At 62.7% G+C, this 22,797-nt stretch carries 23 protein-coding genes and 1 pseudogene; 10 read left to right on the forward strand and 14 right to left on the reverse strand.

Translation table 11 applies throughout. The features are described from left to right. Position 1: 1 nt before the first annotated feature. On the forward strand, positions 2-898 hold the full coding sequence (locus NK8_RS23545) for an ABC transporter permease (protein ID WP_213231480.1): 897 nt from the start codon (positions 2-4) through the stop codon (positions 896-898). A gap of 5 nt (positions 899-903) precedes the next feature. On the opposite strand, the gene NK8_RS23550 is transcribed toward NK8_RS23545, so the two are convergent. From NK8_RS23550 to NK8_RS23570, 5 genes are all read right to left on the reverse strand, one after another. Beyond that, positions 904-1,596 (reverse strand): TetR family transcriptional regulator, encoded by a 693-nt coding sequence (locus NK8_RS23550; protein WP_162068489.1) that lies wholly within the window; start codon positions 1,594-1,596, stop codon positions 904-906. A gap of 62 nt (positions 1,597-1,658) precedes the next feature. After that, positions 1,659-2,576: an ABC transporter permease gene (locus tag NK8_RS23555; protein WP_213231481.1), complete on the reverse strand. Its 918-nt coding sequence runs from the start codon at positions 2,574-2,576 to the stop codon at positions 1,659-1,661. After that, positions 2,573-3,691, reverse strand: coding sequence for an ABC transporter permease (locus tag NK8_RS23560; protein WP_213231483.1), 1,119 nt, complete (start codon positions 3,689-3,691; stop codon positions 2,573-2,575). Before NK8_RS23560 ends, NK8_RS23555 begins: the two co-directional genes overlap by 4 nt. Further along, positions 3,688-5,259: an ABC transporter ATP-binding protein gene (locus tag NK8_RS23565; protein ID WP_213231485.1), complete on the reverse strand. Its 1,572-nt coding sequence runs from the start codon at positions 5,257-5,259 to the stop codon at positions 3,688-3,690. The genes NK8_RS23560 and NK8_RS23565 overlap by 4 nt, the downstream gene beginning before the upstream one ends. After that, on the reverse strand, positions 5,256-6,281 hold the full coding sequence (locus NK8_RS23570; RefSeq protein ID WP_162068493.1) for a BMP family protein: 1,026 nt from the start codon (positions 6,279-6,281) through the stop codon (positions 5,256-5,258). The genes NK8_RS23565 and NK8_RS23570 overlap by 4 nt, the downstream gene beginning before the upstream one ends. 226 nt (positions 6,282-6,507) lie before the next feature. Between NK8_RS23570 and NK8_RS23575 the strand changes: the two genes are divergently transcribed. The 6 genes from NK8_RS23575 to NK8_RS23600 all read left to right on the forward strand — a co-directional run bounded on the left by NK8_RS23575 (position 6,508) and on the right by NK8_RS23600 (position 11,419). Next, positions 6,508-7,284, forward strand: coding sequence for a cysteine hydrolase (locus tag NK8_RS23575; protein WP_213231525.1), 777 nt, complete (start codon positions 6,508-6,510; stop codon positions 7,282-7,284). Further along, a complete protein-coding gene (locus NK8_RS23580) occupies positions 7,281-8,432 on the forward strand; it encodes an amidase (protein ID WP_213230497.1) in 1,152 nt (383 codons plus the stop codon). Before NK8_RS23575 ends, NK8_RS23580 begins: the two co-directional genes overlap by 4 nt. Before the next feature lie 11 nt (positions 8,433-8,443). Further along, a complete protein-coding gene (locus NK8_RS23585) occupies positions 8,444-8,635 on the forward strand; it encodes an AtzG-like protein (protein ID WP_213230499.1) in 192 nt (63 codons plus the stop codon). Next, the gene (locus NK8_RS23590; protein ID WP_213230501.1) at positions 8,632-10,056 is read left to right on the forward strand and encodes an AtzE family amidohydrolase; all 1,425 of its coding nucleotides are present in this window, start codon (positions 8,632-8,634) and stop codon (positions 10,054-10,056) included. The genes NK8_RS23585 and NK8_RS23590 overlap by 4 nt, the downstream gene beginning before the upstream one ends. Then, on the forward strand, positions 10,053-10,433 hold the full coding sequence (gene hpxZ / locus NK8_RS23595) for an oxalurate catabolism protein HpxZ (RefSeq protein ID WP_213230503.1): 381 nt from the start codon (positions 10,053-10,055) through the stop codon (positions 10,431-10,433). Before NK8_RS23590 ends, hpxZ begins: the two co-directional genes overlap by 4 nt. Positions 10,434-10,966: 533 nt before the next feature. Further along, positions 10,967-11,419 (forward strand): helix-turn-helix domain-containing protein, encoded by a 453-nt coding sequence (locus NK8_RS23600; protein WP_162068499.1) that lies wholly within the window; start codon positions 10,967-10,969, stop codon positions 11,417-11,419. Between the two features lie 76 nt (positions 11,420-11,495). On the opposite strand, the pseudogene NK8_RS42870 reads toward NK8_RS23600, so the two are convergent. From NK8_RS42870 to NK8_RS23610, 3 genes and pseudogenes are all read right to left on the reverse strand, one after another. Beyond that, positions 11,496-11,636: pseudogene (locus NK8_RS42870) on the reverse strand (glucose 1-dehydrogenase); the annotation flags it as partial. Next, positions 11,597-11,818 (reverse strand): SDR family NAD(P)-dependent oxidoreductase, encoded by a 222-nt coding sequence (locus NK8_RS42875; protein ID WP_225936357.1) that lies wholly within the window; start codon positions 11,816-11,818, stop codon positions 11,597-11,599. The gene NK8_RS42875 and the pseudogene NK8_RS42870, both read right to left, overlap by 40 nt. A gap of 80 nt (positions 11,819-11,898) precedes the next feature. Next, positions 11,899-13,095, reverse strand: a complete 1,197-nt coding sequence (locus tag NK8_RS23610; RefSeq protein WP_162068500.1) for an MFS transporter — start codon at positions 13,093-13,095, stop codon at positions 11,899-11,901. Between the two features lie 438 nt (positions 13,096-13,533). Here NK8_RS23610 and NK8_RS23615 point away from each other — a divergent pair, with 438 nt between their 5' ends. Beyond that, the gene (locus NK8_RS23615; RefSeq protein ID WP_301549886.1) at positions 13,534-14,265 is read left to right on the forward strand and encodes an enoyl-CoA hydratase/isomerase family protein; all 732 of its coding nucleotides are present in this window, start codon (positions 13,534-13,536) and stop codon (positions 14,263-14,265) included. A 182-nt stretch (positions 14,266-14,447) separates the two neighbouring features. On the opposite strand, the gene NK8_RS23620 is transcribed toward NK8_RS23615, so the two are convergent. After that, complete coding sequence (locus NK8_RS23620) at positions 14,448-15,221, reverse strand: SDR family NAD(P)-dependent oxidoreductase (protein ID WP_213230506.1); 774 nt, start codon at positions 15,219-15,221, stop codon at positions 14,448-14,450. Positions 15,222-15,404: 183 nt separating this feature from the next. After that, positions 15,405-16,205, reverse strand: coding sequence for an SDR family oxidoreductase (locus NK8_RS23625; protein ID WP_213230508.1), 801 nt, complete (start codon positions 16,203-16,205; stop codon positions 15,405-15,407). Positions 16,206-16,316: 111 nt separating this feature from the next. On the opposite strand from NK8_RS23625, the gene NK8_RS23630 reads away from it, so the two are divergent. Continuing rightward, the gene (locus tag NK8_RS23630; RefSeq protein WP_162068504.1) at positions 16,317-16,874 is read left to right on the forward strand and encodes a MarR family winged helix-turn-helix transcriptional regulator; all 558 of its coding nucleotides are present in this window, start codon (positions 16,317-16,319) and stop codon (positions 16,872-16,874) included. Positions 16,875-17,067: 193 nt separating this feature from the next. Here NK8_RS23630 and NK8_RS23635 read toward each other — a convergent pair whose 3' ends face one another. After that, complete coding sequence (locus NK8_RS23635; RefSeq protein WP_213230510.1) at positions 17,068-17,796, reverse strand: bifunctional 2-polyprenyl-6-hydroxyphenol methylase/3-demethylubiquinol 3-O-methyltransferase UbiG; 729 nt, start codon at positions 17,794-17,796, stop codon at positions 17,068-17,070. 415 nt (positions 17,797-18,211) lie between these two features. On the opposite strand from NK8_RS23635, the gene NK8_RS23640 reads away from it, so the two are divergent. Then, positions 18,212-19,195, forward strand: a complete 984-nt coding sequence (locus NK8_RS23640) for a TonB family protein (protein WP_213230512.1) — start codon at positions 18,212-18,214, stop codon at positions 19,193-19,195. A gap of 590 nt (positions 19,196-19,785) precedes the next feature. On the opposite strand, the gene NK8_RS23645 is transcribed toward NK8_RS23640, so the two are convergent. The 3 genes from NK8_RS23645 to NK8_RS23655 all read right to left on the reverse strand — a co-directional run bounded on the left by NK8_RS23645 (position 19,786) and on the right by NK8_RS23655 (position 22,795). Next, positions 19,786-20,070 (reverse strand): hypothetical protein, encoded by a 285-nt coding sequence (locus tag NK8_RS23645; protein WP_162068506.1) that lies wholly within the window; start codon positions 20,068-20,070, stop codon positions 19,786-19,788. Positions 20,071-20,789: 719 nt separating this feature from the next. Further along, a complete protein-coding gene (locus tag NK8_RS23650) occupies positions 20,790-22,187 on the reverse strand; it encodes a mercuric reductase (protein WP_213230513.1) in 1,398 nt (465 codons plus the stop codon). Positions 22,188-22,255: 68 nt separating this feature from the next. Beyond that, complete coding sequence (locus NK8_RS23655; protein ID WP_162068508.1) at positions 22,256-22,795, reverse strand: carboxymuconolactone decarboxylase family protein; 540 nt, start codon at positions 22,793-22,795, stop codon at positions 22,256-22,258. Positions 22,796-22,797 lie beyond the last annotated feature (2 nt).

Raw genomic sequence — 22,797 nt, forward strand, 5'->3', positions numbered from 1 at the left:
CATGGCGGGTGCAATCGCGCATCGGGAACATCGGCCCGCGAGCTTCTACTGGCTCGCGCTCCTCTTCGGGCTGTTCGTGCTGTTTCTGTATGGGCCGGTCATCACGATCTTCATTCTGTCGTTTCAGGGCCCCGAAGGCGGGCTCACGTTTCCGATGCGCGGCGTCTCGCTGCACTGGTTCTCCGCCTTGCGCGACGGCGTCGGCGATATCGACATCTGGGCCGCGTTCGGACGCTCCGTCAAGCTCGCGCTCGCGGTGACGGTGCTGACCGTGCTGTTCTCACTGAGCGCGGGCCTTGCGTTCAGGCGGCGCTTTCGCGGCGATACCGCGGTGTTCTATGTTTCCGTGGCGAGTCTCATCATGCCGTCGATCATCGTGTCGCTCGGTATTGGCCTCACCTTTCGCCTGCTCGACTCGCTGATCAAATATCTGTCGAACGAATGGGGCTTCCAGTCGTTCGCGGATAGCTGGACCACGTCGATGGGTCTCTTCACCTCGGCGCTCGGCGCGCACCTCACGTGGACGCTGCCGTTCGGCCTGCTCGTGATGTTCGCGGTCTTCAACCGTTTCAATCCGGCGTACGAGGAAGCGGCGCGCGATCTCGGCGCTTCGCCGTGGCAGTCGTTCAAACATGTGGTGCTGCCGATCATCGGACCTTCCGTGATCGGCGTCGGCATGTTCGGGTTCACGCTTTCGTGGGATGAAATCGCGCGAACCTCGCAGGCGATAGGCGATCAGAACACGCTGCCGCTCGAATTGCAGGGCTTGACGACATCGGTGACGACGCCCGTCATCTACGCGCTCGGCACGGTGACGACGCTGATGTCGCTCGCGGTGATGTTCGGCGGTCTGCTGATCGTGAGATCGATCGCGCGGAGGAGGAAGGTGGCTCGCTGAGGCGCCTACGTCAGTTCGAGCACCCGCTCTCCCGCGAGAAACGCGCGCACGAGTTCATGCGCCTGCGCCTTGTGTGCGGATTGCCATGAAGGCGCGAGCATGTCGGTATCGAACATCCGGGAGATCGTGTACGCGTTCGACTTGTGAAAGTAGGCGAGGCTCACGAGCGTCACGTACAGATGCAGCGGATCGATGCCGCGACGCACGGTGCCCGCCGTCTCCCCGCGCCGGATCAGCGTGCGCAGCTTGTCGAGCACGGGCGATGACATCGCCTGAATCACTTTCGAGCGCTTCAGAAAGCGCGCACGATTCAGATTCTCCCACGACAGCAGGCACAGCAATTCCGGATGCGCCGCGAAATGGCCTTCGGTGAAGTCGTAGAGCTGGAGAATGCCGGCCGCGGGATCGACGGTCCGCACGTCGAGCGTCACGGCGAGTTCCGCTTCGCGCAGCCGCGCGAGCACATGTTCGAGCACTTCGACATACAGCGCTTCCTTGCCGCCGAAATAGTGATAGATCATGCGGATGTTCACCTTCGCGCGGTTCGCGATCGTCTCGACGCGCGCGCCGCTGAAGCCCTTGTCGGCGAACTCCCTGATGGCGATCCTGAAGATGCGCTCGCGCGTTTTGGCGGCGAGCTGCTGGCGGCGCGTGGGCTCGTCTTTCTGGTTCTTCGCGGGAACAGCGGTACGTGGCATGAATTCGATCGATGAGTTGAACACAGCGCGACGAAACACGATGGTACTCCGTCGCGCCGCCGCTAGCGTTTGAACGGCTGCGTGAGCGCGGGCGGCGCGGTCTGCCGGCCAATCAGGCCCGCTACCGCCACCAGCGCGAGCAGGTACGGCAGCATGATGAGCAGCGCCGTCGGCACGTGCAGGCCGAACATCGGCAATTGAAACTGCATCGCAGTGGCCGCGCCGAACAACAGGCACGCAAGCGCCGTGCGTCCGATCTTCCAGTTGCCGAAGATGATCGCCGCGATCGCGAGATAGCCCGTCCCGTTGGTCATGCCTTCGGTGAACGTGTGAATGTCGCCGATGGAAATGAAGCAGCCCGCCGCCGCCGACATCACGCCGGAGAACAACACCGCGCCGTAGCGGATGCGCGCGACCGGCAGGCCCGACTGATCGACCGCGCGCGGCGCGACGCCCGTTGCATGCAGCGCAACGCCGAGCGCCGTGCGGCGCATGACGACCGAGGTGGCGAGCAAGACCGCAAGCCCCGCATACAGCAACCAGACCTGCCCGAACACGGGCTCGCCGATCAGGGGCAATTGGCCCAGCACGGGCGGCGACCAGTGCGCGAGTCCCGGAATCGCGGCGCTCGATCGTTCACCGAAGATCTCGCGATAAGCGAGCGTCGTGCCGCCGAGCGCGAGAATGTTGATGCCGATGCCCGTCACGATCTGGTTCGCGCGCAAGGTCACGCTCAGGAACGCCTGCAGCAGCGCGAGCGGAAGCACGCCGAGCATGCCGCACAGCAGGCCGATCGACGGGCTGCCGGTGAGCCATGAGAACGTCGCGCCGAGAAACGCGCCGGTGAGCATCATGCCTTCGACGCTCATGTTGAGCACGCCCGCGCGCTCGCTCACGAGCTCGCCGGTTGCGGCAAGCATCATCGGCGCGGAGAGACGAATGGATGCGCCCGCGAAGACCGCCAGAAGTTCGAGATTCATCGCCGTGCTTCTCCCCGGTCGAGCCACAGCGCGCCGCCCGCGAGCGCGATCGTGACGATGCCCTGCACGATCAGCACGAGCGCCGAAGGCACTTGCGCGACCATCTCCATGTTGATGCCGCCCGAGCGCAGAAAGCCGAACAGCAGCGCCGCGGCGAACACGCCGGTGATCGATCCGCGCGCGAGCAGGCCGACCACGAGCCCGTCGAAGCCATAGCCCGACGAAAAGCCCGCCTTGAGCGAGTATTGATCGCCTTGCAGCATCAGCGCGCCGGCGAGTCCGCTGAACGCGCCCGCGAGCGCGAGCGCACCGACCAGCGATGACGCGATCGGCAAGCCCGCGCGTTTCGCCGCGATGGCGTTCAGCCCGGCGGCACGCAGCGCGAGACCGAAGCGGGTGCGCGTGAGCAGGATCGCGGATGCAACCGCGAGCACGATCGTCACCGGCAAGCCGATGTTCAGGCTCATGCCGCTCGCGGCGAGGATCGCGGGCAGCTTGGTCGGATCGGGAATTTCAAGCGATTCGGGCAGAGTGGCGCCGGTCGTCATCGGCTGGCGCAGCAGCGCTTCGCTCTGCACGCACCAGTAGAGCAGCCATACCGCGATGAACGAGAGCAGCAACGTGCTGATCACTTCGTTGGTGCCGGCCTTCGCCTTCAGCACGCCGGGCACGCCACCCCAGATCGCGCCCGCCGCAGCCGCGCACAGCATCGGCACGATGAACGACAGGCCGAAGGGCAGATGCGCGCAACCGCCGTAGAGACTCATCGCGGTCGCAACGATGCCGCCGATCGCGAGTTGCCCTTCCCCGCCGACGTTCGTGAGCTTCGCGCGGTTCGCGATCACGAAGCCCGTGCCGACCAGCGCGAACGCGAGGCTGCGATTGATCGACGCGCCGATCGCGTACGGCGAGCCCCATGCGCCATCGGCGAACGCGGCGAGCGCATCGGCGATGGAAACGTGCATCAGCGCGATCAGCGCGAGCGCGGCGAACATCGCGAAAGCGACGGCCGCCGCGATCACGCATGCCACCCGCAATTGCGGCCAGCGCGCGCGCCAGCTCTGCGTACCAGGCGTGGACGCGAGCGGTGTTTGCAGCTTCATGTGGCGATTCATGCAGTCTCTCCCGCGCCCGCCATCCACGCGCCGATGCGTCCGCGATTGCCGGCTTCGGGCGTGCACGTGCCCATGATGCGGCCGCGATACAGCACGACGATGCGATCGGCGACGCTCATCAGCTCGTCGAGTTCGGAGGAAATAAGCAGCACGCCCACGCCGCGATCGCGCGCCGCGCGGATGTGCGAATACACGGCGGCGACCGCGCCGACATCGAGACCGCGCGTCGGCTGCGCGGCGAGCAGAAAAATCAGCGGATCCAGCGTCAGTTCGCGCGCGAGCACCGCCTTTTGCTGATTGCCGCCCGAAAGGCCGCCGAACAGCGCATCGGGGCCGCTCGCGCGCACGTCGAAGCGCTGCATCAGTTCCAGCGCGGCGCTGCGCATCGCGCCGCGATTCAAGAAGCCTCCGCGCGTATAACGATCGAGATGATTGAGCAGCAGATTGTCGGCGAGACTCATGCCGGTGACGCAGCCCACCGCGTGACGATCCTCCGGCACGATGCCCACGCCCGCGTGTGTCAGTTCGCGCGGACTCGCCTGAGTCATGTCGCGGCCCGCAATGAAAAAGCGCCCCGCCGATGCGTTCGACATGCCCGCGAGCACCGCGCCGAGTTCGCTCTGACCATTGCCCTCCACGCCCGCAATGCCGACGATCTCCCCGCGATTCACGACGAGCGTGCAGTCCGCGAGCCGTGTCACGCCTTCGGCATCGGGCGCGCTCAGGCCATCGATTTGCAGGACTTCGTCCTGCAGCGGGCGCGAATACGGCGAGGCGCTCTTGACGAGCGAGAGCTGGGCGGCGAAATCGTCGGGCGTGTCGTCGCCTTCGCGATGGATCATCGCGTGGACGAGCCTGTCGATCTCCGTCGCGGGCGATGCCGAGCGCGCCACCACGCGCCCCGCTTGCAGCACGGTCGCATGCGTGGCGATGCGGCTGATCTCCTTGAGCTTGTGCGTGACGAGCACCACGGCGCAGCCGCGTCTCGCCACGCGTTCGCATGTATCGAGCAGCGCATCGATCTCGGCGGGCAACAGCACGGCCGTGGGTTCGTCGAGCAGCAGCAGACGCGGTTCGCGCATCAGGCACTTCACGATCTCCACGCGCTGCCGCTCGCCGACCGACAGATCCGCGACCTTCGCATCGAGCGCCAGTTCGAGCCCGACGCTCGCGAGCACATCGCCCACACGCTGCATCTCGCGCGGACGATTCAGCCATCCGCGCGCCTGCCCGAGCAGCAGATTGTCGAGCACGCTGGCATCGTCGACGAGACTGAAATGCTGATGCACCATCGCGATGCCGTGCGCGAGCGCCTCGCGCGGATTGCGCGGACGGTACGGCGCGCCGTTCACGTGCATGGCACCGGAATCCGGCTGATGCACGCCGAAGATCACGTTGCACAGCGTCGACTTGCCCGCGCCGTTTTCGCCGAGCAGGCAATGCACGTCGCCCGGCATCAGGTCGAGCGAGACGCCATCGAGTGCGGTGAACGTGCCGAAGCGCTTGCCGATATCGTGCAGCGAGAGAATCGGCGCGGCTTCGGGCAGCGGAGAAGGAAGCGCGCTCATCCCTCCGACACCTTGATCTTGCCGCTCAGGATGTCGTCTTCGATCTGCTTGAGCTTCGCGTCCATCGCGGGCGTCGACTTGCAGACGACCATGCCCGACGCCTTCGGTCCCATCGCGAGGCCGAACGCCTTGTATCCCGGCTGCCACTGCCCTTTCTCGAGTTGCTCGATCGCGTATTGCGCCTGATAACCCACGCCCGTGATGCTGTACGCGATATACAGCGGATCGCTTCCGCAACGGTCCGTATAGCTGCCGATGACGTGCGTATTCTTTTCCTTCGCCGCCTGTTCGAGCCCGCGCAGGCCGAGGTTCAGGATGTGATAGTGAACGTCGGCGCCTTGCGCGATGGCCGCGGCGGTCGCTTCGCGCGACTTCGAGACGTTGTCGAAGTCGCCGGTATAGCTCTCGAAGTACTTCACCTTCGGATTCACGTAGCGCGCGCCGTTGCCGAACTCCTTGCCCGCGTTGACGATCGACGGAATCTCCATGCCGCCGACATAACTCACCGCGCCGTTCTTCGACAGCATCGCGGCGGCCGCGCCCGCGACGAACGCGATTTCGGCCTGCTTCACGTCGTAGCCCGCGACGTTCGGCGGCATGTTTTCGCCCTTGTTGCCGCCGACGACCGAGAACTTCACGTTCGGAAAGCGCTTCGCGATCTTGAGCACGGCCGCCTGCGTCTGTCCGCCGATGCCGATCACGAGCTGGTTTTTCGTCGCGAGATTCGTGAGCGCCTGCTCCATGTCCGCATAGTTGATGTTCTCGATGATCTGCGTCTTGAGCTTCGGCCCGAACTCCTTCTGCGCCGCGACGACGCCGTCGTAGCCCGATTCCATCCAGCCCTTGTCCGTCTTCGAGCCCGGAATCAGCACGCCGACGCGCATCGCGTCATCGGCGGCGTAGGCATCGGAGAGAAAGAACGCGGGCACGGCAAGCGCGATGACACCCGCCGTCACGACGACGCGGTGCACGAGACGGCGGCGCAATTTTTCGCGCGATGCTTGTTGCAGGCTGAACATCACTGGCACTCCTTTTGCGTTGACTTTCGGTAAGTAGGTTATTCATGACTGAAATGCACATTGCAACTTCGATGCCAATGTGCGTTCCGTTCGATGAAGGACCGCTTGCCCATGTTGTCAGGAACACTCACGTTTCACGCCGCCGCGCTGCACTTTCGAAACAGCCGGCCGGCACCGATCCCACGCTTCGGAGAACCCGATGGAGCACGCATCAAACCCAAGCCAGACGATGCCTGGCGGCCCGCTCGGGGCTTTCGCGCAGACCCGCTGGCATGCCACTGGCGCGCTCGTCGACATGGCCGTACAGGCGCCCGCGCCGCGCATCGCGTTACTCGATGCGGAGCCGCAGAAGGTGCGCTTCGATATCGAAAAATCGGCGCTCGTGATCATCGACATGCAGAACGACTTCTGCACCAAAGGCGGGTGGGTGGACCACATCGGGGGCGATTACAGTGCGGACCGCGCACCGATTGCACCATTGCAATGCCTCCTGCCGCTCGCGCGTGAGAGCGGCGTGCCGGTGATCTGGGTGAACTGGGGCAACCGCCCCGACCTCGCCAACATGCCGCCGAACCAGCTGCATCTCTACAAGCCGAAAGGCACGGGCATCGGGCTCGGCGAACCGCTGCCGGAGCACGGCGCGCGCGTGCTCGAAAAGGACTCGTGGGCGGCGGCGGTCGTCGACGAACTAGAGATCGAGCCGCAGGACATCTGCGTGGACAAGTACCGTATCAGCGGCTTCTGGGACACGCCGCTCGACAGCATTCTGCGCAATCTCGGCGCGCGCACGCTTTTCTTCGCGGGCGTGAACACCGATCAGTGCGTGATGAACACGCTCACCGACGCCAACTTCCTCGGCTACGGCTGCGTGATGCTGACCGATTGCTGCGCGACATCGTCGCCCGGGTTCTGCACGGAAGCGAGCATCTGGAACGTAAAGAAGTGCTATGGCTTCGTGGCGGATTCACTGCAATTCGCCGACGCGTTGAAAGGAGCAGCACGATGAGCGCCTTCGTTCCCGGTCCGCGCCTGCGCATCGAGGCGAGCGCGCATGGCCCGCTCGACGGCTTGCGCTTCGCCGTCAAGGACCTGATCGATGTGGCCGGCGTCACGACGGGCGGCGGCAATCCCGACTGGCTCGCCACGCACGCGCCCGCCGCGCATCACGCGCCTTGTGTCGCGAAGCTGCTCGCAGCAGGCGCGTCGGTGGACGGCAAGACCATCACCGATGAACTCGCGTACAGCCTCGAAGGCGTGAACGCGCATTACGGCACGCCGTTGAATCCCCGCTGGCCGCATGCGTTGCCGGGCGGATCGTCGAGCGGGTCGGCTTCGGCGGTCGCGAGCGGCGAGGTCGATTTCGCGCTCGGCACCGATACCGGCGGCTCGGTGCGCGTGCCCGCCGCGTTTTGCGGGCTGTGGGGCATTCGCACGACGCACGATCACGCCGCACTCGAAGGCGTGCTGCCCTTCGCGCCCTGCTTCGATACCGTGGGCTGGTTTGGGCGTTCGGGCGAGCTGCTCGCGCGCGTCGCTGACGTATTGCTCGATGACGTCGCGGCGCTCGACGCGCCCGCATCGCTCGTGCTCTTCAAGGAAGCCTTCGATACACGTGCCGAGCGCGAGCCGGACGATGCGCGACGCCTGCGCGAACTGTCGACGGCGCATGACGAGATCGAGATCTTTTCAGGTGATCGCGCACGCTGGCTGCACGTGTATCAGCATTTGCAGGACGATGCCATTCGCGCCTCGCTCGGCGCGTGGATCGATGCACATGCACCGCGCTTCGGCGCGGACATCGCCGCGCGTTTTGCACGGATGAAGTCGCTCGACGACGCGGAAGTCGAACGCTGCCGCATCCTGCGCACAACGCTTGCCGCGCGTGTCGAAAGCATCGTGAATCAGGCGCTCATCGTGTTGCCGACGACGCCGCGCGCGCTGCTCGCCATCGATGAATCGCCCGAAGGCATCGGTGTGTTTTACCGCGATGCGCTCACGATGAACTCGGTCGCCGCGTTCGCTGGCCTGCCGCAGGTCACGGTGCCGGTCGCGAATGAAGCCGGCGGGCCGCTCGCGTTGTCGTTCATCGGTCCGCGCGGGAGTGATCGCGCGTTGATCGCGCGTGTCCGTCAACTCTTCCCCACTCTTTCGTGAGCATGAACGCCATGTCCTCTTCTTCCGACGCCGCGCTCGACGCCTATGCCGACGCCGCGCTCGCGCTGCATTTCCCGGCACTTTCAGATGAAGCCGCCGCGCGCGTGAAAGCGCAGTTCGCGCGCATCGCGCAGCTTGCCGTGCCCGTGCTCGCCTATTGCGTCGATGCGAGCGACGAACCTGCACCGGTGTATCGCCCATGACCGCACACGATCGTTTTCCGGATGACGCGCTGGCCATCGCACGCGCCTATGCCGACGGCGCATTCAGCGCACGCGCACTGATCGAAGCGACGCTCGCACGGATCGATGCACACGATGCGCAAGTCAACGCGTTCACGGCCGTTACGCGTGAACGTGCGCTCATCGCAGCCGACGCGCTCGATGCTCAGCGCGCGCGAGGCGACAGCTTGCCGCCGCTGGCGGGCGTGCCGTTTGCCGCGAAAAATCTCTTCGATATCGAAGGCATCGCGACGATCGCCGGATCGCGCGTGCTCGCGAACGCACCGCCTGCCACGCATGATGCGACGCTCGTCGCGCGCCTCGTCGCACAGGGCGCGATTCTCGTCGGTGCGCTCAACATGGACGAATTCGCGTATGGCTTCACGACCGAGAACCTTCACGCGGGGCCGTGCCGCAATCCGCACGATTTGACGCGTTCGGCGGGCGGGTCGTCGGGCGGCAGCGCGGCGGCGGTCGCGGCGGGCTTCGTGCCCGTCACGCTCGGCACCGACACGAACGGCTCGGTGCGCGTGCCCGCATCGCTGTGCGGCGTGTTCGGCGTGAAGCCGACCTATGGACGCCTGTCGCGGCACGGCACGTATCCGTTCGTCGCGAGCCTCGATCACATGGGCGCGTTCGCCCGCAATGTCGACGATCTTGCCGCCATCTACGATGCCTTGCAGTGCGCCGATCCGCTCGATCCGGCGTGCGCGCAGCGCGCTTTCGAACCGGCGAACCCGCAGCACGGCGCATTGCGCGTGGCACGCCTGGGCGGCTATTTCGACGATCACGCGAACGACGACGCCCGCGCAGCATCGCTGGCGGCCGCCGAGGCGCTCGGCGCGTCGCAGACAGTTCACTATCCCGATGCCGACGCGGCGCGCGGCGCGGCGTTTCTCATCACCGCAGCGGAAGGCGGCCAGTTGCACATGGAGAACCTGCGTACGCGTTACGACGAACGCGAACCGCTGTCGCGCGACCGGCTGATTGCGGGCGCGCTTTTGCCGGCCGCGTGGATCGTGCAGGCGCAGCGCGTGCGCGCGGCTTTGCGAATGCGCGTGCTCGAACTGTTCGAACATTACGACGTGCTCGTCGCGCCCGCCACGCCGATGGTCGCGCCGCGTATCGGCGACGAGTTCATGGACATCAACGGTGAGCGGCTCGCCGTGCGGCCCAATCTCGGCTTGCTGACGCAGCCGGTGTCGTGCCTCGGCCTGCCGGTCGTCGCCGTGCCGATGTCCACGCAGAGCGGCCTGCCGATCGCCGTGCAACTGATCGCGCCGCCGTGGCGCGAGGATCTGGCGTTCGAAGCCGCGCGCAGACTCGAAGCGGCGCAGGTCGCGCATTGTCCGCCGCCGCCATCGTTCGACGAGGCGTTGCTTTCTTCAGGAGCGGACGCATGATCGAGATCAACCGGCCGGACGTGCTCGCCGAAGTCGACGCGGCCTTCGACGCCTACGAGCATGCGCTCGTCACCAACGACGTCGCTGTGCTCGATACGCTTTTCCTGGACTCACCGCACACGCTGCGCTACGGCGCAACCGAAAACCTCTACGGCTACGACGCGATTCGCGCGTTTCGCTCCGCGCGGCCCGGCCAGGGCCTCGCGCGCACGATCACGGCGCGCGTCGTGACGACATACGGCGATGCTTTCGCTGTCGCCAATATCGAGTTTCGGCGCGAGGGCGAACCGCGCATCGGTAGACAGAGCCAGACATGGGTGAAGATGCCGGAAGGCTGGCGGGTGGTAAGCGCACATGTGAGCTGGATGGGTGCGTAGACGGGGTGTACGTTGACAACGTGCGCTGGTGGCTTTGATGAGATTTTGCGTGAGCGATTCGCGGGTTGTTCGGTTACCGTCGACCCAATTCGGTCAATAGGCGCCACTGCGTTGAGCGACTGCTTATGTCGGGATATCAGCCATGCGCATCGTCGTGTCTTGGTCGCGACAAACCGCACGACGATGATCGCGGCGCCCGGCGCTGAAGACCAGCCGCTTAGATTTCAGGCTCTTAGCAGGTCGATTGCTTTCGTGAGGTGTATACGCATACCTTGCAAGCGCGGGGTTGAATACCCTTTGGCTGCGATATGCAGCGCTCACTCCCATGGCCCAATACACACGTTCACCGATCGCCCGAGGCCGTGAAACAGAACGATTTTCGCGGGCGCTACGAGTATCTGGTTGTGTAATGGGAAACGCCTGCCTCTCTTTTGGCGAAGCCTCGAACGAGCGCATCGGAAGCTCCTATGCGATTGGTTTCGTTATTAAACCATATGTGCTATGCTGGGCAGGTTACGCGAAGGCAGTCAGCTATGAAACGCAAAAGCTTCGAAGGAAATCTTTGTGCGATTGCCAGGGCGCTCGACTCGATCGGCGACTGGTGGTCGTTACTCATCATCCGCGACGCAACCGCCGGCATCGGCCGGTTCAGTGAGTTCCAGCGCAGTCTTGGCATCCCCAAGAATATCCTGTCAGGTCGCCTGAAGTCGATGGTCGAGCAGGGCATCATGGAAATCGTGCCCGCGTCGGATGGCAGCGCATACCAGGAATATACGCTGACCGAAAAGGGCGAAGCACTATTGCCCGTTCTCGTGGCCCTTGGCCAATGGGGCGGCGAGTATCTTTACGAGTCTAAAGAACTGGGCTCGCTTCCGCTGGACGCGAAGAAGAAGCGCCCCCTCAAGAAACTCGAACTGCGCTCGGAAGACGGCCGCCTGCTACAACCGAAGGATGTGTTGGTGTCGCGCGTGATTACGATGAACTAGATGCCGGCGATCATTGTATGACCTGAGCCTGAGCAGCACGACGAAGCCGTTGCGCAGGGCGCGCAACAGGCGCGCATCAGAAGCTCTCTTTGAATGGACGCAGATCGATTTCCTGAGTCCACGCAGTCGGATGTTGCAGATGCAGTTGCCAATACGTTTCCGCAATGGCGTCGATGTTCAGCAATCCATCCGGCCCTCGGTGTGCGACCGCATCGGGACGCAGGTTCCGACAACAGGCGTGCCATTGCCTTCGCCAAGACTCTTGACCACCCGCTCGAGCTTCTCGATCGTCCGACCGCCCACGAGGACGTGAAAACCCCCACGAGCGAAGCGGCGGGCCACTGCGGCACCTAAGCCCTCCTCCGATCCCACGCCCACCACAACTGCAGTCGGTTGCATGCTTCTCTCCTTTTACCCTCGTACGTCAACGCGCGCCCCAAACGGGGCGGTCGAACGGTAGCAATCTGTCAAACCAGGTATTACGCTGCGGTAACAGTCTGCTGGTTCATGCGGCCGATGATGTACACCATCAGCACCGCCAGGGCCAGAATCAGCGCCCCAAGCCACATCGAGCTATGCAGCCCCGCATAGTTGACTGCGATACCACCCGCCAGCGAGCCGAGCCCGATCGACAACTGAAACACACTCGTGTTCATCGCCTGCGCGGCTTCGGGCGCATGCAGCGTCGCGTTGTACAACCACAGCTGGGTGCCGACCGGCGCCATTCCCCACGACACCGCCCACACCAGCAGCGCCAAGCCAGCAAACAACGGGCTGGCGGCAAACGCCGCGATAGCCGCCAGCGACAGCACGAAGATCCAGACTGTTGCGACTACGGTGTTGTGCAAATTACGACCAGCGAAGGCGCCCCCTACGAAGTTTCCAACGACTGTCGCAACGCCATAGGCAAACAGGAGAATGCTCACGATCGCGGTACTGAGGTGCGTGATTTGCTCCAGATAAGGGGTGACGAAGGTATAACCTGCGTATTGACCGGCCACAATAAAAATGACAGTCAGGAAGATTCCGCGAACCTTGGGATCCTTCAGCAAACCGAAGAAATCGCGCACGTTCACACCGTGCTTCATCTTGAGCGACGGCAGAAAGACAAGCTGCAACGCGAAGCAAACGATCGCGAGCACGCTGGCACCCATAAATCCGTCGCGCCAGTCAGCATGAGCACTGATGTACGAACCGGCCGGCACTGCGATGACCGAGCCGATCGAGATGCCTGCGAACACGATTGACGAAGCCGCATGCACTTTTTCCGGTGGGACAAGCTTCGCCGCAGCAGTAATCGAGATCGCCCAAAATCCGCCGACCCCGATGCCCAGGATCACGCGCGCGATCAGCAAAGTTGCAAAGGTCTCTGCCTTCCATGACAGCACGCTGGAGATGATGAGCAGTGCCGTGAGCCCGAGCAGCACCCGCTTGCGATCGGCCCGGCCGATCGCAATGGCAGTGACTGGTGCGGCGATGAAACCAAGAATTGCGGTCGCGGTAACAGCAAGACCGGCTGTTCCTTCGGTTACGCCTAGGTCGCGACAGATCCCCGGCAACAAGCCGACGGGCAAAAACTCGGTGACGACCAGCGACAGTGCGCCGAGCGCGACGGCCAGCACACCGGGCCACGAATAGGTCGAATCACGACTGGGGTCTTTCTGTTGAGTGGGCATTGCGAATTTCCTGAACGCTTGCGATATGGGATCGATGTCGAGCGCCACATCGATGGTTCAGCGCGGGCCCGACCTGAAACATGTCAGCGTGATGGTAGCCATTCTAGTAGTTTTATGCAACCAATATTCATGAGACATTTTGGACGGAAGTGACGAACATGACTGTTGCCAGATCCAGTCTGTTCAGCGAACAGCCTTAGGCAACAGCTATCGAGTCGCCCGTACATTCTGGTTGCATTAACGAACCAGAATTGATAAGCTACTTACGCGATCTCATAACGAAACCAGATTTGGCGAATCCATCGCCGACGTTGCCCAACCCGAATCCTGGAGAACCTCATGACTTCTACTCAGAACCGACTCACGATCAAGGCGGAAACCTCTGCCTACTGGCGCATCATCATCGAGAACCCTCCGATCAATCTGTACGATCCGGAAATGTTCGCGGAGCTGAATGTCTTGATGGATAAGATCGAAGCCGATCGCGAGTTGAAGGTCGTCGTGTTCGAAAGCGCCAACCCCGACTACTTCGTGGCGCACTACGATCTCGAACGCGGCGAAGTCGTCCCCGAACAACCGGGTGCAGCTGAATTCAGCGCATGGCCGAAGTTCGTCACGCGCCTCGCGCAATCGCGCGTGGTCAGCGTGGCCAAGCTTCGCGGCCGTGCCCGCGGCCACGGCTCTGAACTGGCGCTGGCCTGCGACATGCGTTTCGCGTCGAAGGAAAAAGCCGTGCTCGCACAGGTCGAGGTCGGCGTTGCTGTGGTCCCGGGCGGCGGCGCGACAGAATGGCTTGCCGCGCTTGCTGGCCGGTCGCGCGCGCTGGAGATCATTTGCGGCGCTGACGATTTCGATGCCGACACCGCCGAAAAGTACGGCTGGGTGAATCGTTCGATCCCTGATGTGGAATTGGACGCCTTTGTCGACAATTTCGCCCGCCGCGTCGCTAGCTTCGAAAAGCGCGCCCTGGAACTCGCGAAGAAGCTCGTCAACGCGCGCGCGGGTGTTCCGACCGAGGCGGATCGCTGGTCGTCGAACCAGGCTTTTATTGGCACGACTTCGTGGCCGGAAACGCAAGCGTTAATTGGCAAGATGTATGAGAAGGGTTTGCAGCAGGATGGCGACTTTGAACTGCGCCTCGGTCACCACGTGGGTCACGTTGCGCGATAAACCGCGTCACGCCCCGGATCGGCAAGGTGGCGTCGTTATCGTGACGGCGTCGCCCGGGCTTTCAGGGCTGCGGGAAGCAGGCTCACGAAGGGCCTGCACGCAGCAAGTTTGATGGTCGGCGAGAGATCAGATCGGTCTTTCGCCAGCGCGGCAATCAGGTCATATCGCAAATACATCACCAATCAGGCGCGGTAGATCGGCGCCCCCTGAGGAGCGCCCGTCGCGCCACCATCCAGCACAATCTCCTGCGCGGTGATGTTGGACGATGCGCTCGACGCCAGAAAGAGCACTGCGTCGGCAACTTCGTCCGGCTCACCAAGGCGGTTCAGCGGAATCTTCTGCTTGAGTTTTGCTTCGAGCGAATGCATTGCCTCCTGTGACGTTGCAACGACATCCCAGATGGGTGTGCGAGTGGCGCCCGGCGTCACCTGATTCACCCGAATACCCTTAGGGGCCAATTCGGCCGCCATGACACGGGTGAGTGAGCGAACAGCACCCTTCGCTGCGGCATAGGCAGACCAGCCCGGCACTCCTTGCACAGCATGCACCGACCCATTCAAGATCACCGACGCGCCTGTCTTGAGGTGCGGAATACACGCCTGCACGGTGAAGAAAACACTGGTCAGGTTCGTGGCAATCAAGGCCTGGAACACGGCTGGCGTCGTCCCGCCCAACGGCGTCATCCCTGCCGCACCGGCGTTCACGAATACGATGTCGACCGCACCTAAATCCTTTGCGATCTGATTAACGACAGGCTCGATGGCTGCCGCGTCGCTTACGTCGAGCTCGTACGTCGACAGATGCTCGCCCAGTTCGCTTCTCGCCTGTGCAAGCGTCGATGCATTCCTGCCGGTTATAGCGACCTTCGCACCCTCGGCAATAAACCGGCGAGCCGTAGCCAAGCCGATCCCGCTATTGCCACCGGTGATCAAGGCGACTTTTCCATTGAGCGTCATCGATATCCTCTTTTGCAGAAAGCCAGTTCGTCCCATCATCCACATGAATACGGGCAGCAGATATGGACAGGTGGACTGCCTGGTCTGGCGGCAACATGGTCTCGTAACGAGTCACTGCCATTCGCAATCTTTCGGCAGATCCTCGCGAATGCTTACGCGAACAGGATCTGCCGTCAGTATCGGTCAAGCCTTTCGATAGCGCGGTGCAGGCGTACCCGTCTGCGTCGCCGCGAACAACGCGGCGCGCGCCGCATCGTACTTCGCCCACAGGCTTTCGTCGGCGACCGACGGCCAGGTGACCGCTTCTCCGTTGTCGAGACCGGCCAGCGCAGAGTCGACCATGTCTTCCGCGCTCATCACGGTCTCTGGTCGAAGCGCGGACAGCGGCACGCCGGATACGCCTTCCGACCAGATTTCAGTCGCGGTCGACGCGGGCAGCACAACCTGCACCTTCACGCCAGTCTTCGCCAGTTCATCCTGAAGACCGCGCGTAAAAGCCAGCACATAAGCCTTCGTACCGCTATAAACCGAGCTCACCGGCAACGAGTGGACAGCCAGCACCGAAGCGATGTTGATGATCACCCCGTCGTTGCGCGACAGAAATCCAGGCAGCACGGCGTGTGTGAGTCGCGTCAGCGACGTAATGTTCAGCGCCACCTGCGACGACGAATCGTTCAACGACGACTGCGCGAGCGGGCGCAGCCGGGCGAAGTCCGCATTGTTGACGAGCACATGCACGCTGGCATCGTTCGCAAGCACCGCTTCGACACTGGCGATGTCCGCGTCCTTCTCGAGGTCGGCGACAAGAACCCGAACTTTGGCGCCGTGCGTCTCGGACAGCTTGCTCGACAACGCGGCGAGGCGGTCGGCACGCCGCGCGACCAGGATGAGGTCGTAGCCGCGCGCGGCCAGACGGTCAGCATAGACAGCGCCGATACCCGAGGATGCGCCGGTCACGACGGCGGTTTTCCTGGAAGTGGACATGCATTTCTCCGCTAAATTAAGTTGAGTGCTCAATTATTTGATTGAGGGCTCAAGTTTATAGCGATATCATTGGTACTTGTCAACAGTGCTGTACTCAACCATCCTTACGTCATGGGAAAGAAACGTGATGAAACGGCTGCCTCCGCAGTCGGCGTGGGCCGAGCGCCGCGCGAAGAGAGGAGCCTTTTTGAGGATCTGGTGTGCACCAATACGTCGCTCAGGCGCGCGGCACGGCGCCTCGGTAATCTGTATGACGATGCGCTTGCGCCGTTAGGCCTGAAGGCAACGCAGGTTGGGTTATTGGCGGATATCGAACGGCTCGCGGCTGCTCGTGACCGTCAATGGCCTACCTTGCAGGATCTCGCGGGCAAGCTCGCGATCCAGATTTCGGCTGTGACGCATGCACTGCGGCCGCTGATCCGGGATGGTCTGGTGGAATTGCGCACGGATGAGCAAGACAGACGGACCAAGCGCGCCGTTTTGACGGACGTTGGCACGGCCCGCCTGCACGAATCCGTCGCCTATTGGGCAAAGGCAAACCAGCGCGTAGAACAGATATTGGGCCGCGATTCGGCTGCCAGCTTGCGCTCGCTCGCCGATCACGTGGCGTCGGATGCGTTCCTCGACGCGTATAACGATGGCCAGACTCGAATTGACAGGCGCTCCTAGTCACGCTCGTCCGCGAGTCGACGGCAAAGGTCGAGGTTGCGTGCTATCAGCCCAAAATCGACAAGACGTCAATTTGAGCGACTCCAGTGACCGTACTGGCCTTAAAACGGTCGTACGTTGCTGGCTGCCGAATGTCGCAAACTGGCCGGTCACTGCCTGACGGCGGCCGTCCACCCGAACCCATGCGTGCCATCTATGTGGAGGCAGACACCATCAGAATCATGGGGCGCTCCAGTTCTTCGACCAATTGCGGCATCTCCTCTATCTGTCCGGGTGTTGGAGCAAACTCCTCAACCCGGCGAATTTCGAAGCCCGTGTCGATCAGCGCATTCAACGTCGTACCAAGCGTTCTGTGGTACTTCAGAACGCCCTCAACAAACCAGTTTGTTCGACGTTCACCTTCGACCGAGTATCCGTTCACCGGCCAGGTTTTGCGGCCCCCTTCATCGTTGATCCAGCGCGCATGAGTTGCTGCCATAAAGATCGGATGTTCGGTCGTAAAAACCAAATGCCCATTGGGAACGAGTGCCTGGTAAATCACGCGCATGAGGCGGCCAAAATCCTGGATATAGTGGAAACTCAGCGCGCTGTAAGCCAGATCGAAAGCCTTCTCGGCAAGCTCCAACGTGTTGAGATCGGCCATACGATACTCAATCGCGGCGTCCGTCGTGCTCGCCCTAGCCCGCTCAATCATATTCTTCGACAGGTCGAGTCCAAGGACCGAAATCGCGCCTTGATCCCGCATCCAGCGGGAGGCCCAGCCAAAGCCACACCCTAGATCGACAACACGCTTGCCGTTTAGATCAGGCAGCAAGGCTTGGATTGCGCGCCATTCGGGTGCGCCGTCGAGTCCATGCACCTGCCGGGGAATCTGGCTGTAGCCCAGGAAGAACTCGGGATCGTCGTAGATGTTCTGCGCCATGTGTTGCACCGGAAGATAAAAGATAAGGCTGGTGGGCACGCCGACATACCCCATCCGGAGGGAACGCCGAAGGCAGCGGTCAGCGTGGTCGCCGTTTCGCTCGGCGGGACATTATCCTGCCCGGGCGACAACATGGCTAACCAGTTACTGGTCGGTGCCGATTGTCAGCAATCCACGCGATTATGTCGAAATTTCAAATTGGCCGATCGCTACCCGGTAGCCGGTAGCCGTCGGAAAACTCGTGCTAAGTCGTTTTTGCGCCAAGTACGCTCATTACACCCTGATTATCATGATGCTCATTGAATTGAAAAGGCGCCTGACGGAAAGGGCGTTTTACGCTTTTGGTGGGCAGTTTTCCACGAGATAATTCCGCGCGCGCCAGGCACAAATTCAAAACAAGGCTAGGACCGCCATCATGAACGATCCATTCAAACTGATAGCAATCGCCGCCGCACTGATCGCGTTCTTGTTCGCCGCGGCCGCGGACGCACAATCCGTCGTTGTCCAGTACGGCAACCTTGTCTATCGCAACGCCTCAGGCGCAACCGAAGTGCTCACGGAGACAGGGGCCGACGGGAGCCCGACGATTTCCCCGGATGGCAATCTGGTGGCCTTCACGCGCCTGCAGCCAGGCGAACGGGAGAACAAGAAGATTGCGGGTAGCGGGCCTCAGCGCGACGTTTACGTGATTCGCATCTCGGACCATGTGTCCAGGAAGATCGTTACAGCAGCGCATTCGGCACAACCTGAGAATGAGCTATCTGGCATCAACTCACTTACGTTTTCGCCGGATGGCTCGACGCTCTATTTCAACACGGCAGCGTGGGCGACATCGAAAGCGATTCATGCCGTTTCGGTTCAAGGCGGTCGCGAGCGGTTTGTTACAAACGGCAATGGCTTTGCGGTTGTCCAGCACGGTGAATACGCGGGCTACCTAGTGACGAGCCAGCACCGATACATGGAAGCCCATGGATCATGGAATCCATACGTCTTGGTGAGCCCGGAAGGCAAGGAAATCAAGGTGCTAGGGGAGTTCGGCGACGACAAATCGCGCGCCGAGATAGCGGCGCCTCAAAGTGTGGAGGGGAAGGGTGTTCCGCCGATTCCTGCAGCAGCAGGGCCCAACTCTACAAGTCCTGGCTACTCGGAAAAGGTCCAGCGGCGCGTTCGCCCGAATATCGTGTGGGCCGGCGAAACCGCCGGGCTTGAAACGATCGTCTCGGTGCGCTGCTCGCCGTCGGGCACGTTGCTTTCCGCGACAATCACACGCTCGAGCGGCGACGAGCAGTGGGATCAGGCCGTGTTGCGTGCGGTCCAGCGCTCGGACCCGATGCCTGTCGACATCGACGGCAAGGCGCCCGCTGGCTTCACGATCCCGCTACGCCCAGTTGGAGGGTAGTCCAACCTCAACGCGCCCGAGGTCGTCGCCGTCCGCCATCTTTTTCACCGCAAGGAGGCCCGAGGGCAACCCGCGAGGAGGCGATTGGCAATCCAATTTTGCTGTGAATCGATGCGGCAGACGAGTGTCCGCTGGCCGGCCGACCCCCGACGGTTGACCATCCGCGGCGTCCTTCGTACAAACGTCGCTTCGTGGCCGAGAGGAGCGATGCCCCAAATGCGACAGTGGCCGCAGCGACAAACAGCCTGTCCCATGGCCACGACCTTTTTTAGATCTCCGTTTGTTCGGAAATCTCGAGCGCATCGTCGACCTCTATGCCGAGCGCACGGAAGTTCGGGCTGAGTCGCCGTGTATGCTCGGCGCTCGGACTGCGACCTTCGGGGACCGTACAGGTCCGGTGATCCGCCTCAACCCACTCGCGGACAGCTGAGCGTCAGGCTTGCCGCTGACAGCGGGCCGTCGGATGCTCCTGACCAGCGTCGCTGATGAGTGAAGTCCTTCGGGGCGTCACTCCAATCGTCGATCCATCGACGTTTCGTTACTCGCAGCGGCCCATTGATTTGAATGTGACAATCCGTGCTTAACGGTCGTCAGTTGCAACCGTGGCTGTTGGCGGTCCGGTAGCAGGTTTGTCCGCCGGGGCCGTGAACCACGCCTTTGCCGTTCTTCGTCTGAGCTTCTCCGCCCCGATTGGTTTGCGTCGTATGCACACCATTCTGGTTCGTCTGTGACGTCCAGCCCGTACCTGTGTTCCGGTTATAGCCGCCGGCCGTCTGTCCGTTGCCGCAGACCGTCTCGCCACGGGCGTTCGTCGCACATTCTGCAAACGCATTCGTGGAAAGCATTACGCATGCCAGTAGTATTAGTTTCTTCATGGACATTTTCCTCCAAGGGCTGCGGCAGCCGATGTACTCGCCGCGCCAATTGAGGCTTCGCCTCGGGCGCTGGCCAGTATCGCGAACTGGCGGCATTGGATATCAGTTTAGGTCTTACCGGACCAGTTTTCTCCCTCAAATAGCATTCAGTCCGGCGAATTCGGGGCGACCGGCAGGCGATGCGATCGAACTGCACTGCGCAGGAGCTTTGCGGGTTCATCAGTGGTTTTGCACCCCTAAAATTGATATCCGACGAACGGTGGCCATGGACCGCGCGGGGCCGCCGACGTGACAGCACGAGTGACCGTTTGCACCGTTGGAAGCGGTCTTCGAGCGATAGCAACGCGTGTGACCGGAGAGGGTCGTGAGTGTGAGTTCGCGGATGCAGTCGGTTGCAGTCCGTTCGGGCGATGTCGCCAAGATCAGCAATGCGTCGGGCTGAAGCCGTAGACCGCAGCCGGCTTCAACGTCCTCAAAGGCCGAGATGCTCGCGTCGGCCGGTCCGCGTGGTCCGCACGATCCGGTGACTTCCCTGCTTACACACACCGCGTTGCTCGAGCGTCCGAATCCCCCGCACCGCTGCCGCTTGCCAAGCGGCGCGGAGCGCGCCCAACCTCAATTACAGCGGGCACGTTCCGCACGCACGGAACGCGAAAAGAAGACAACATGCTTCGCACGAGGCGCGGTAGCTCAGACTCCCGAGCTACCGCGCGCCACTACTACACGGCGCGCTCAGGCAACCTGGATAGCAGTGGTCCGAGACCTTCGGCAATAGTCAAATGGGAAATCACGGCATCCCGGAGCTTCGGATAAGGAAGTTCTGCGATCATCGCCGTCTGCACCGCCGCCAGCACTTCTCCCGCTTCCGAGCCGATCATCGTGAAGCCGAGAATGCGGTCGTCTTCCGCGCTGACGAGCACCTTCATGAAGCCCTGCGTTTCGTCAGTCGCTTCTGTTCGCAGCACACTGCTCATCGGTAGCGTCGCGATGCGCGCGGCGATGCCCTCGCGCCGTGCATCGGTTTCGCTCAGGCCGACGCGCGCGAGCGGCGGATCGGTGAACAGCGTGTATGGAATCAGCCGGTCGCCGGTGCTGCGATGTCCGCCCGCCATGTTGTCGCGCACGATGCGGAAGTCATCGACGGAAACATGCGTGAATTGCGGGCTTCCCGCGACCTCGCCAATTGCCCACACATCGCGCGCCGACGTTTGCAGCCGATCGTTCACGCGGATATAGCCGCGCTCATCCAGCTCGATGCCTGCCCGCTCCAAACCGATATCGACCGTGTTCGGAATGCGCCCGGCCGCGACCAGAATGTCGCTGCCCTCGATGGTCTGCTCGCCCGAAGGCGTGCGCACGGCGACGCGCACCTGCGTACCCGAGTGCCCTTCGACACGGATCGTCTGCGCGTCCAGCACGACGTCGATCTCTTCCGCGCGAAGTATGCGCAGCATTTCGTCGCCTATGTCCGCATCTTCGCGGGCCATCAGCCGGGCACCGCGCTCGATGATCGTCACGCGGCTGCCGAAGCGCCGATACGCCTGCGCCATCTCTACGCCGATATAGCCGCCGCCCATCACGATCAGATGCGATGGCGCGCGATCGAGATCCAGCGCGCCGATGTGCGTCAACGGATCGGCCGACGCCAGGCCCGGCACGTCCGGAATCGCGGCATGCGTGCCGACGTTGACCACGACCTGATCGCCGCGAAGCGTGCGGGTGCCGCCGTCATTGAACTGCACCTCGATGGTCTTCGGCCCGACGAACCGTCCGACGCCCATGATCAGCTCGGCGCCGCTCGATGCATACGCCTGTACGTGAAACGCGGCTTCCCGTTCGACCATGCCGCGTTTGCGATCGCGAACCTTCGCCATATCAACGAGTACGTGTCCCGTCGCTACCCCGAAATCGGCGGCATGCCGCGTCAGATGCGCCACGCGCGCGCTCCAGATTTCATTCTTGCTCGGCAGACACGCGACAGCGGGACACGAGCCGCCTACCCACTGCCGCTCGACCACGGCCACGCGCTGCCCCGAGCGCGCCAGATGCCACGCCAGAAGCTTGCCGCCCTGGCCACTGCCAAGAATCAACGTATCGAACTGTTCGATCTGAGACATGACCTTCTCCCAATCAGCTAACGGATGAATCGATGTGGAGCGGACGGATCCGCTCGCGAGTGTCTGCATTACTCGACGGGCGGAAAATCGACGTCGGTGTCGTTGATGCGATTGAACGTGTTGGTGAAGATCGTCATGGCAATCGCCAGCGATATCTCCGCCAGTTGCGTATCGCGATAGCCTGCCGCGCGAATGGCGGCGAGTTCGTCAGCGCCAATCGTGCCGCGCGTCGTCTGCAAAAGCCGCACGAAGCGGATCAGCGCATCGCGCCTGGGATCACCGGTCGGCTGGCCGGCGCGAATCTGTCTGAGCGCTTCCGGCGTCAGACCGGTCATCTTGCCCAGCATCACGTGCGCGGCTACGCAGTAGTCGCAACCCGTCTGCTCGCTGACCAGCAGCTTGATGGTTTCCAGATCCTGCTTGCTCAGGCTGCTGGCGGCCAGCGCGCCTTCGGCGTCGAGCGCGGCGTTCAACGTCGCGGGCGCGAGATGGCCGAGCGCCGCGAACAGATTCGGCACGCTGCCGCCCGCGATCTTGCGAACGCGTGCGTAGACGTCGGCGGTGTCGCCGGTGGCGTTGGCGACGGCGGGAATGGCGATGCGACTCATGG

It is taken from the genome of Caballeronia sp. NK8 (genome assembly GCF_018408855.1).
Classification (GTDB): domain Bacteria; phylum Pseudomonadota; class Gammaproteobacteria; order Burkholderiales; family Burkholderiaceae; genus Caballeronia.

What these genes read in the sequence shown, in the direction of transcription:
- NK8_RS23545 (WP_213231480.1), top strand. Translation starts at nt 2, where the DNA reads ATGGCGGGTGCAATCGCGCATCGGGAACATCGGCCCGCGAGCTTCTAC.
- NK8_RS23580 (WP_213230497.1), top strand. Translation starts at nt 7,281, where the DNA reads ATGAGCGCCTTCGTTCCCGGTCCGCGCCTGCGCATCGAGGCGAGCGCG.
- NK8_RS42875 (WP_225936357.1), bottom strand. Translation starts at nt 11,818, where the DNA reads ATGCAACCGACTGCAGTTGTGGTGGGCGTGGGATCGGAGGAGGGCTTA.
- NK8_RS23630 (WP_162068504.1), top strand. Translation starts at nt 16,317, where the DNA reads ATGGGAAAGAAACGTGATGAAACGGCTGCCTCCGCAGTCGGCGTGGGC.
- NK8_RS23550 (WP_162068489.1), bottom strand. Translation starts at nt 1,596, where the DNA reads ATGCCACGTACCGCTGTTCCCGCGAAGAACCAGAAAGACGAGCCCACG.
- NK8_RS23635 (WP_213230510.1), bottom strand. Translation starts at nt 17,796, where the DNA reads ATGGCGCAGAACATCTACGACGATCCCGAGTTCTTCCTGGGCTACAGC.
- NK8_RS23590 (WP_213230501.1), top strand. Translation starts at nt 8,632, where the DNA reads ATGACCGCACACGATCGTTTTCCGGATGACGCGCTGGCCATCGCACGC.
- NK8_RS23610 (WP_162068500.1), bottom strand. Translation starts at nt 13,095, where the DNA reads ATGCCCACTCAACAGAAAGACCCCAGTCGTGATTCGACCTATTCGTGG.
- NK8_RS23640 (WP_213230512.1), top strand. Translation starts at nt 18,212, where the DNA reads ATGAACGATCCATTCAAACTGATAGCAATCGCCGCCGCACTGATCGCG.
- NK8_RS23620 (WP_213230506.1), bottom strand. Translation starts at nt 15,221, where the DNA reads ATGACGCTCAATGGAAAAGTCGCCTTGATCACCGGTGGCAATAGCGGG.
- NK8_RS23600 (WP_162068499.1), top strand. Translation starts at nt 10,967, where the DNA reads ATGAAACGCAAAAGCTTCGAAGGAAATCTTTGTGCGATTGCCAGGGCG.
- NK8_RS23615 (WP_301549886.1), top strand. Translation starts at nt 13,534, where the DNA reads ATGTTCGCGGAGCTGAATGTCTTGATGGATAAGATCGAAGCCGATCGC.
- NK8_RS23585 (WP_213230499.1), top strand. Translation starts at nt 8,444, where the DNA reads ATGTCCTCTTCTTCCGACGCCGCGCTCGACGCCTATGCCGACGCCGCG.
- NK8_RS23650 (WP_213230513.1), bottom strand. Translation starts at nt 22,187, where the DNA reads ATGTCTCAGATCGAACAGTTCGATACGTTGATTCTTGGCAGTGGCCAG.
- NK8_RS23655 (WP_162068508.1), bottom strand. Translation starts at nt 22,795, where the DNA reads ATGAGTCGCATCGCCATTCCCGCCGTCGCCAACGCCACCGGCGACACC.
- NK8_RS23575 (WP_213231525.1), top strand. Translation starts at nt 6,508, where the DNA reads ATGCCTGGCGGCCCGCTCGGGGCTTTCGCGCAGACCCGCTGGCATGCC.
- NK8_RS23560 (WP_213231483.1), bottom strand. Translation starts at nt 3,691, where the DNA reads ATGAATCGCCACATGAAGCTGCAAACACCGCTCGCGTCCACGCCTGGT.
- NK8_RS23555 (WP_213231481.1), bottom strand. Translation starts at nt 2,576, where the DNA reads ATGAATCTCGAACTTCTGGCGGTCTTCGCGGGCGCATCCATTCGTCTC.
- NK8_RS23645 (WP_162068506.1), bottom strand. Translation starts at nt 20,070, where the DNA reads ATGAAGAAACTAATACTACTGGCATGCGTAATGCTTTCCACGAATGCG.
- hpxZ (WP_213230503.1), top strand. Translation starts at nt 10,053, where the DNA reads ATGATCGAGATCAACCGGCCGGACGTGCTCGCCGAAGTCGACGCGGCC.
- NK8_RS23625 (WP_213230508.1), bottom strand. Translation starts at nt 16,205, where the DNA reads ATGTCCACTTCCAGGAAAACCGCCGTCGTGACCGGCGCATCCTCGGGT.
- NK8_RS23565 (WP_213231485.1), bottom strand. Translation starts at nt 5,259, where the DNA reads ATGAGCGCGCTTCCTTCTCCGCTGCCCGAAGCCGCGCCGATTCTCTCG.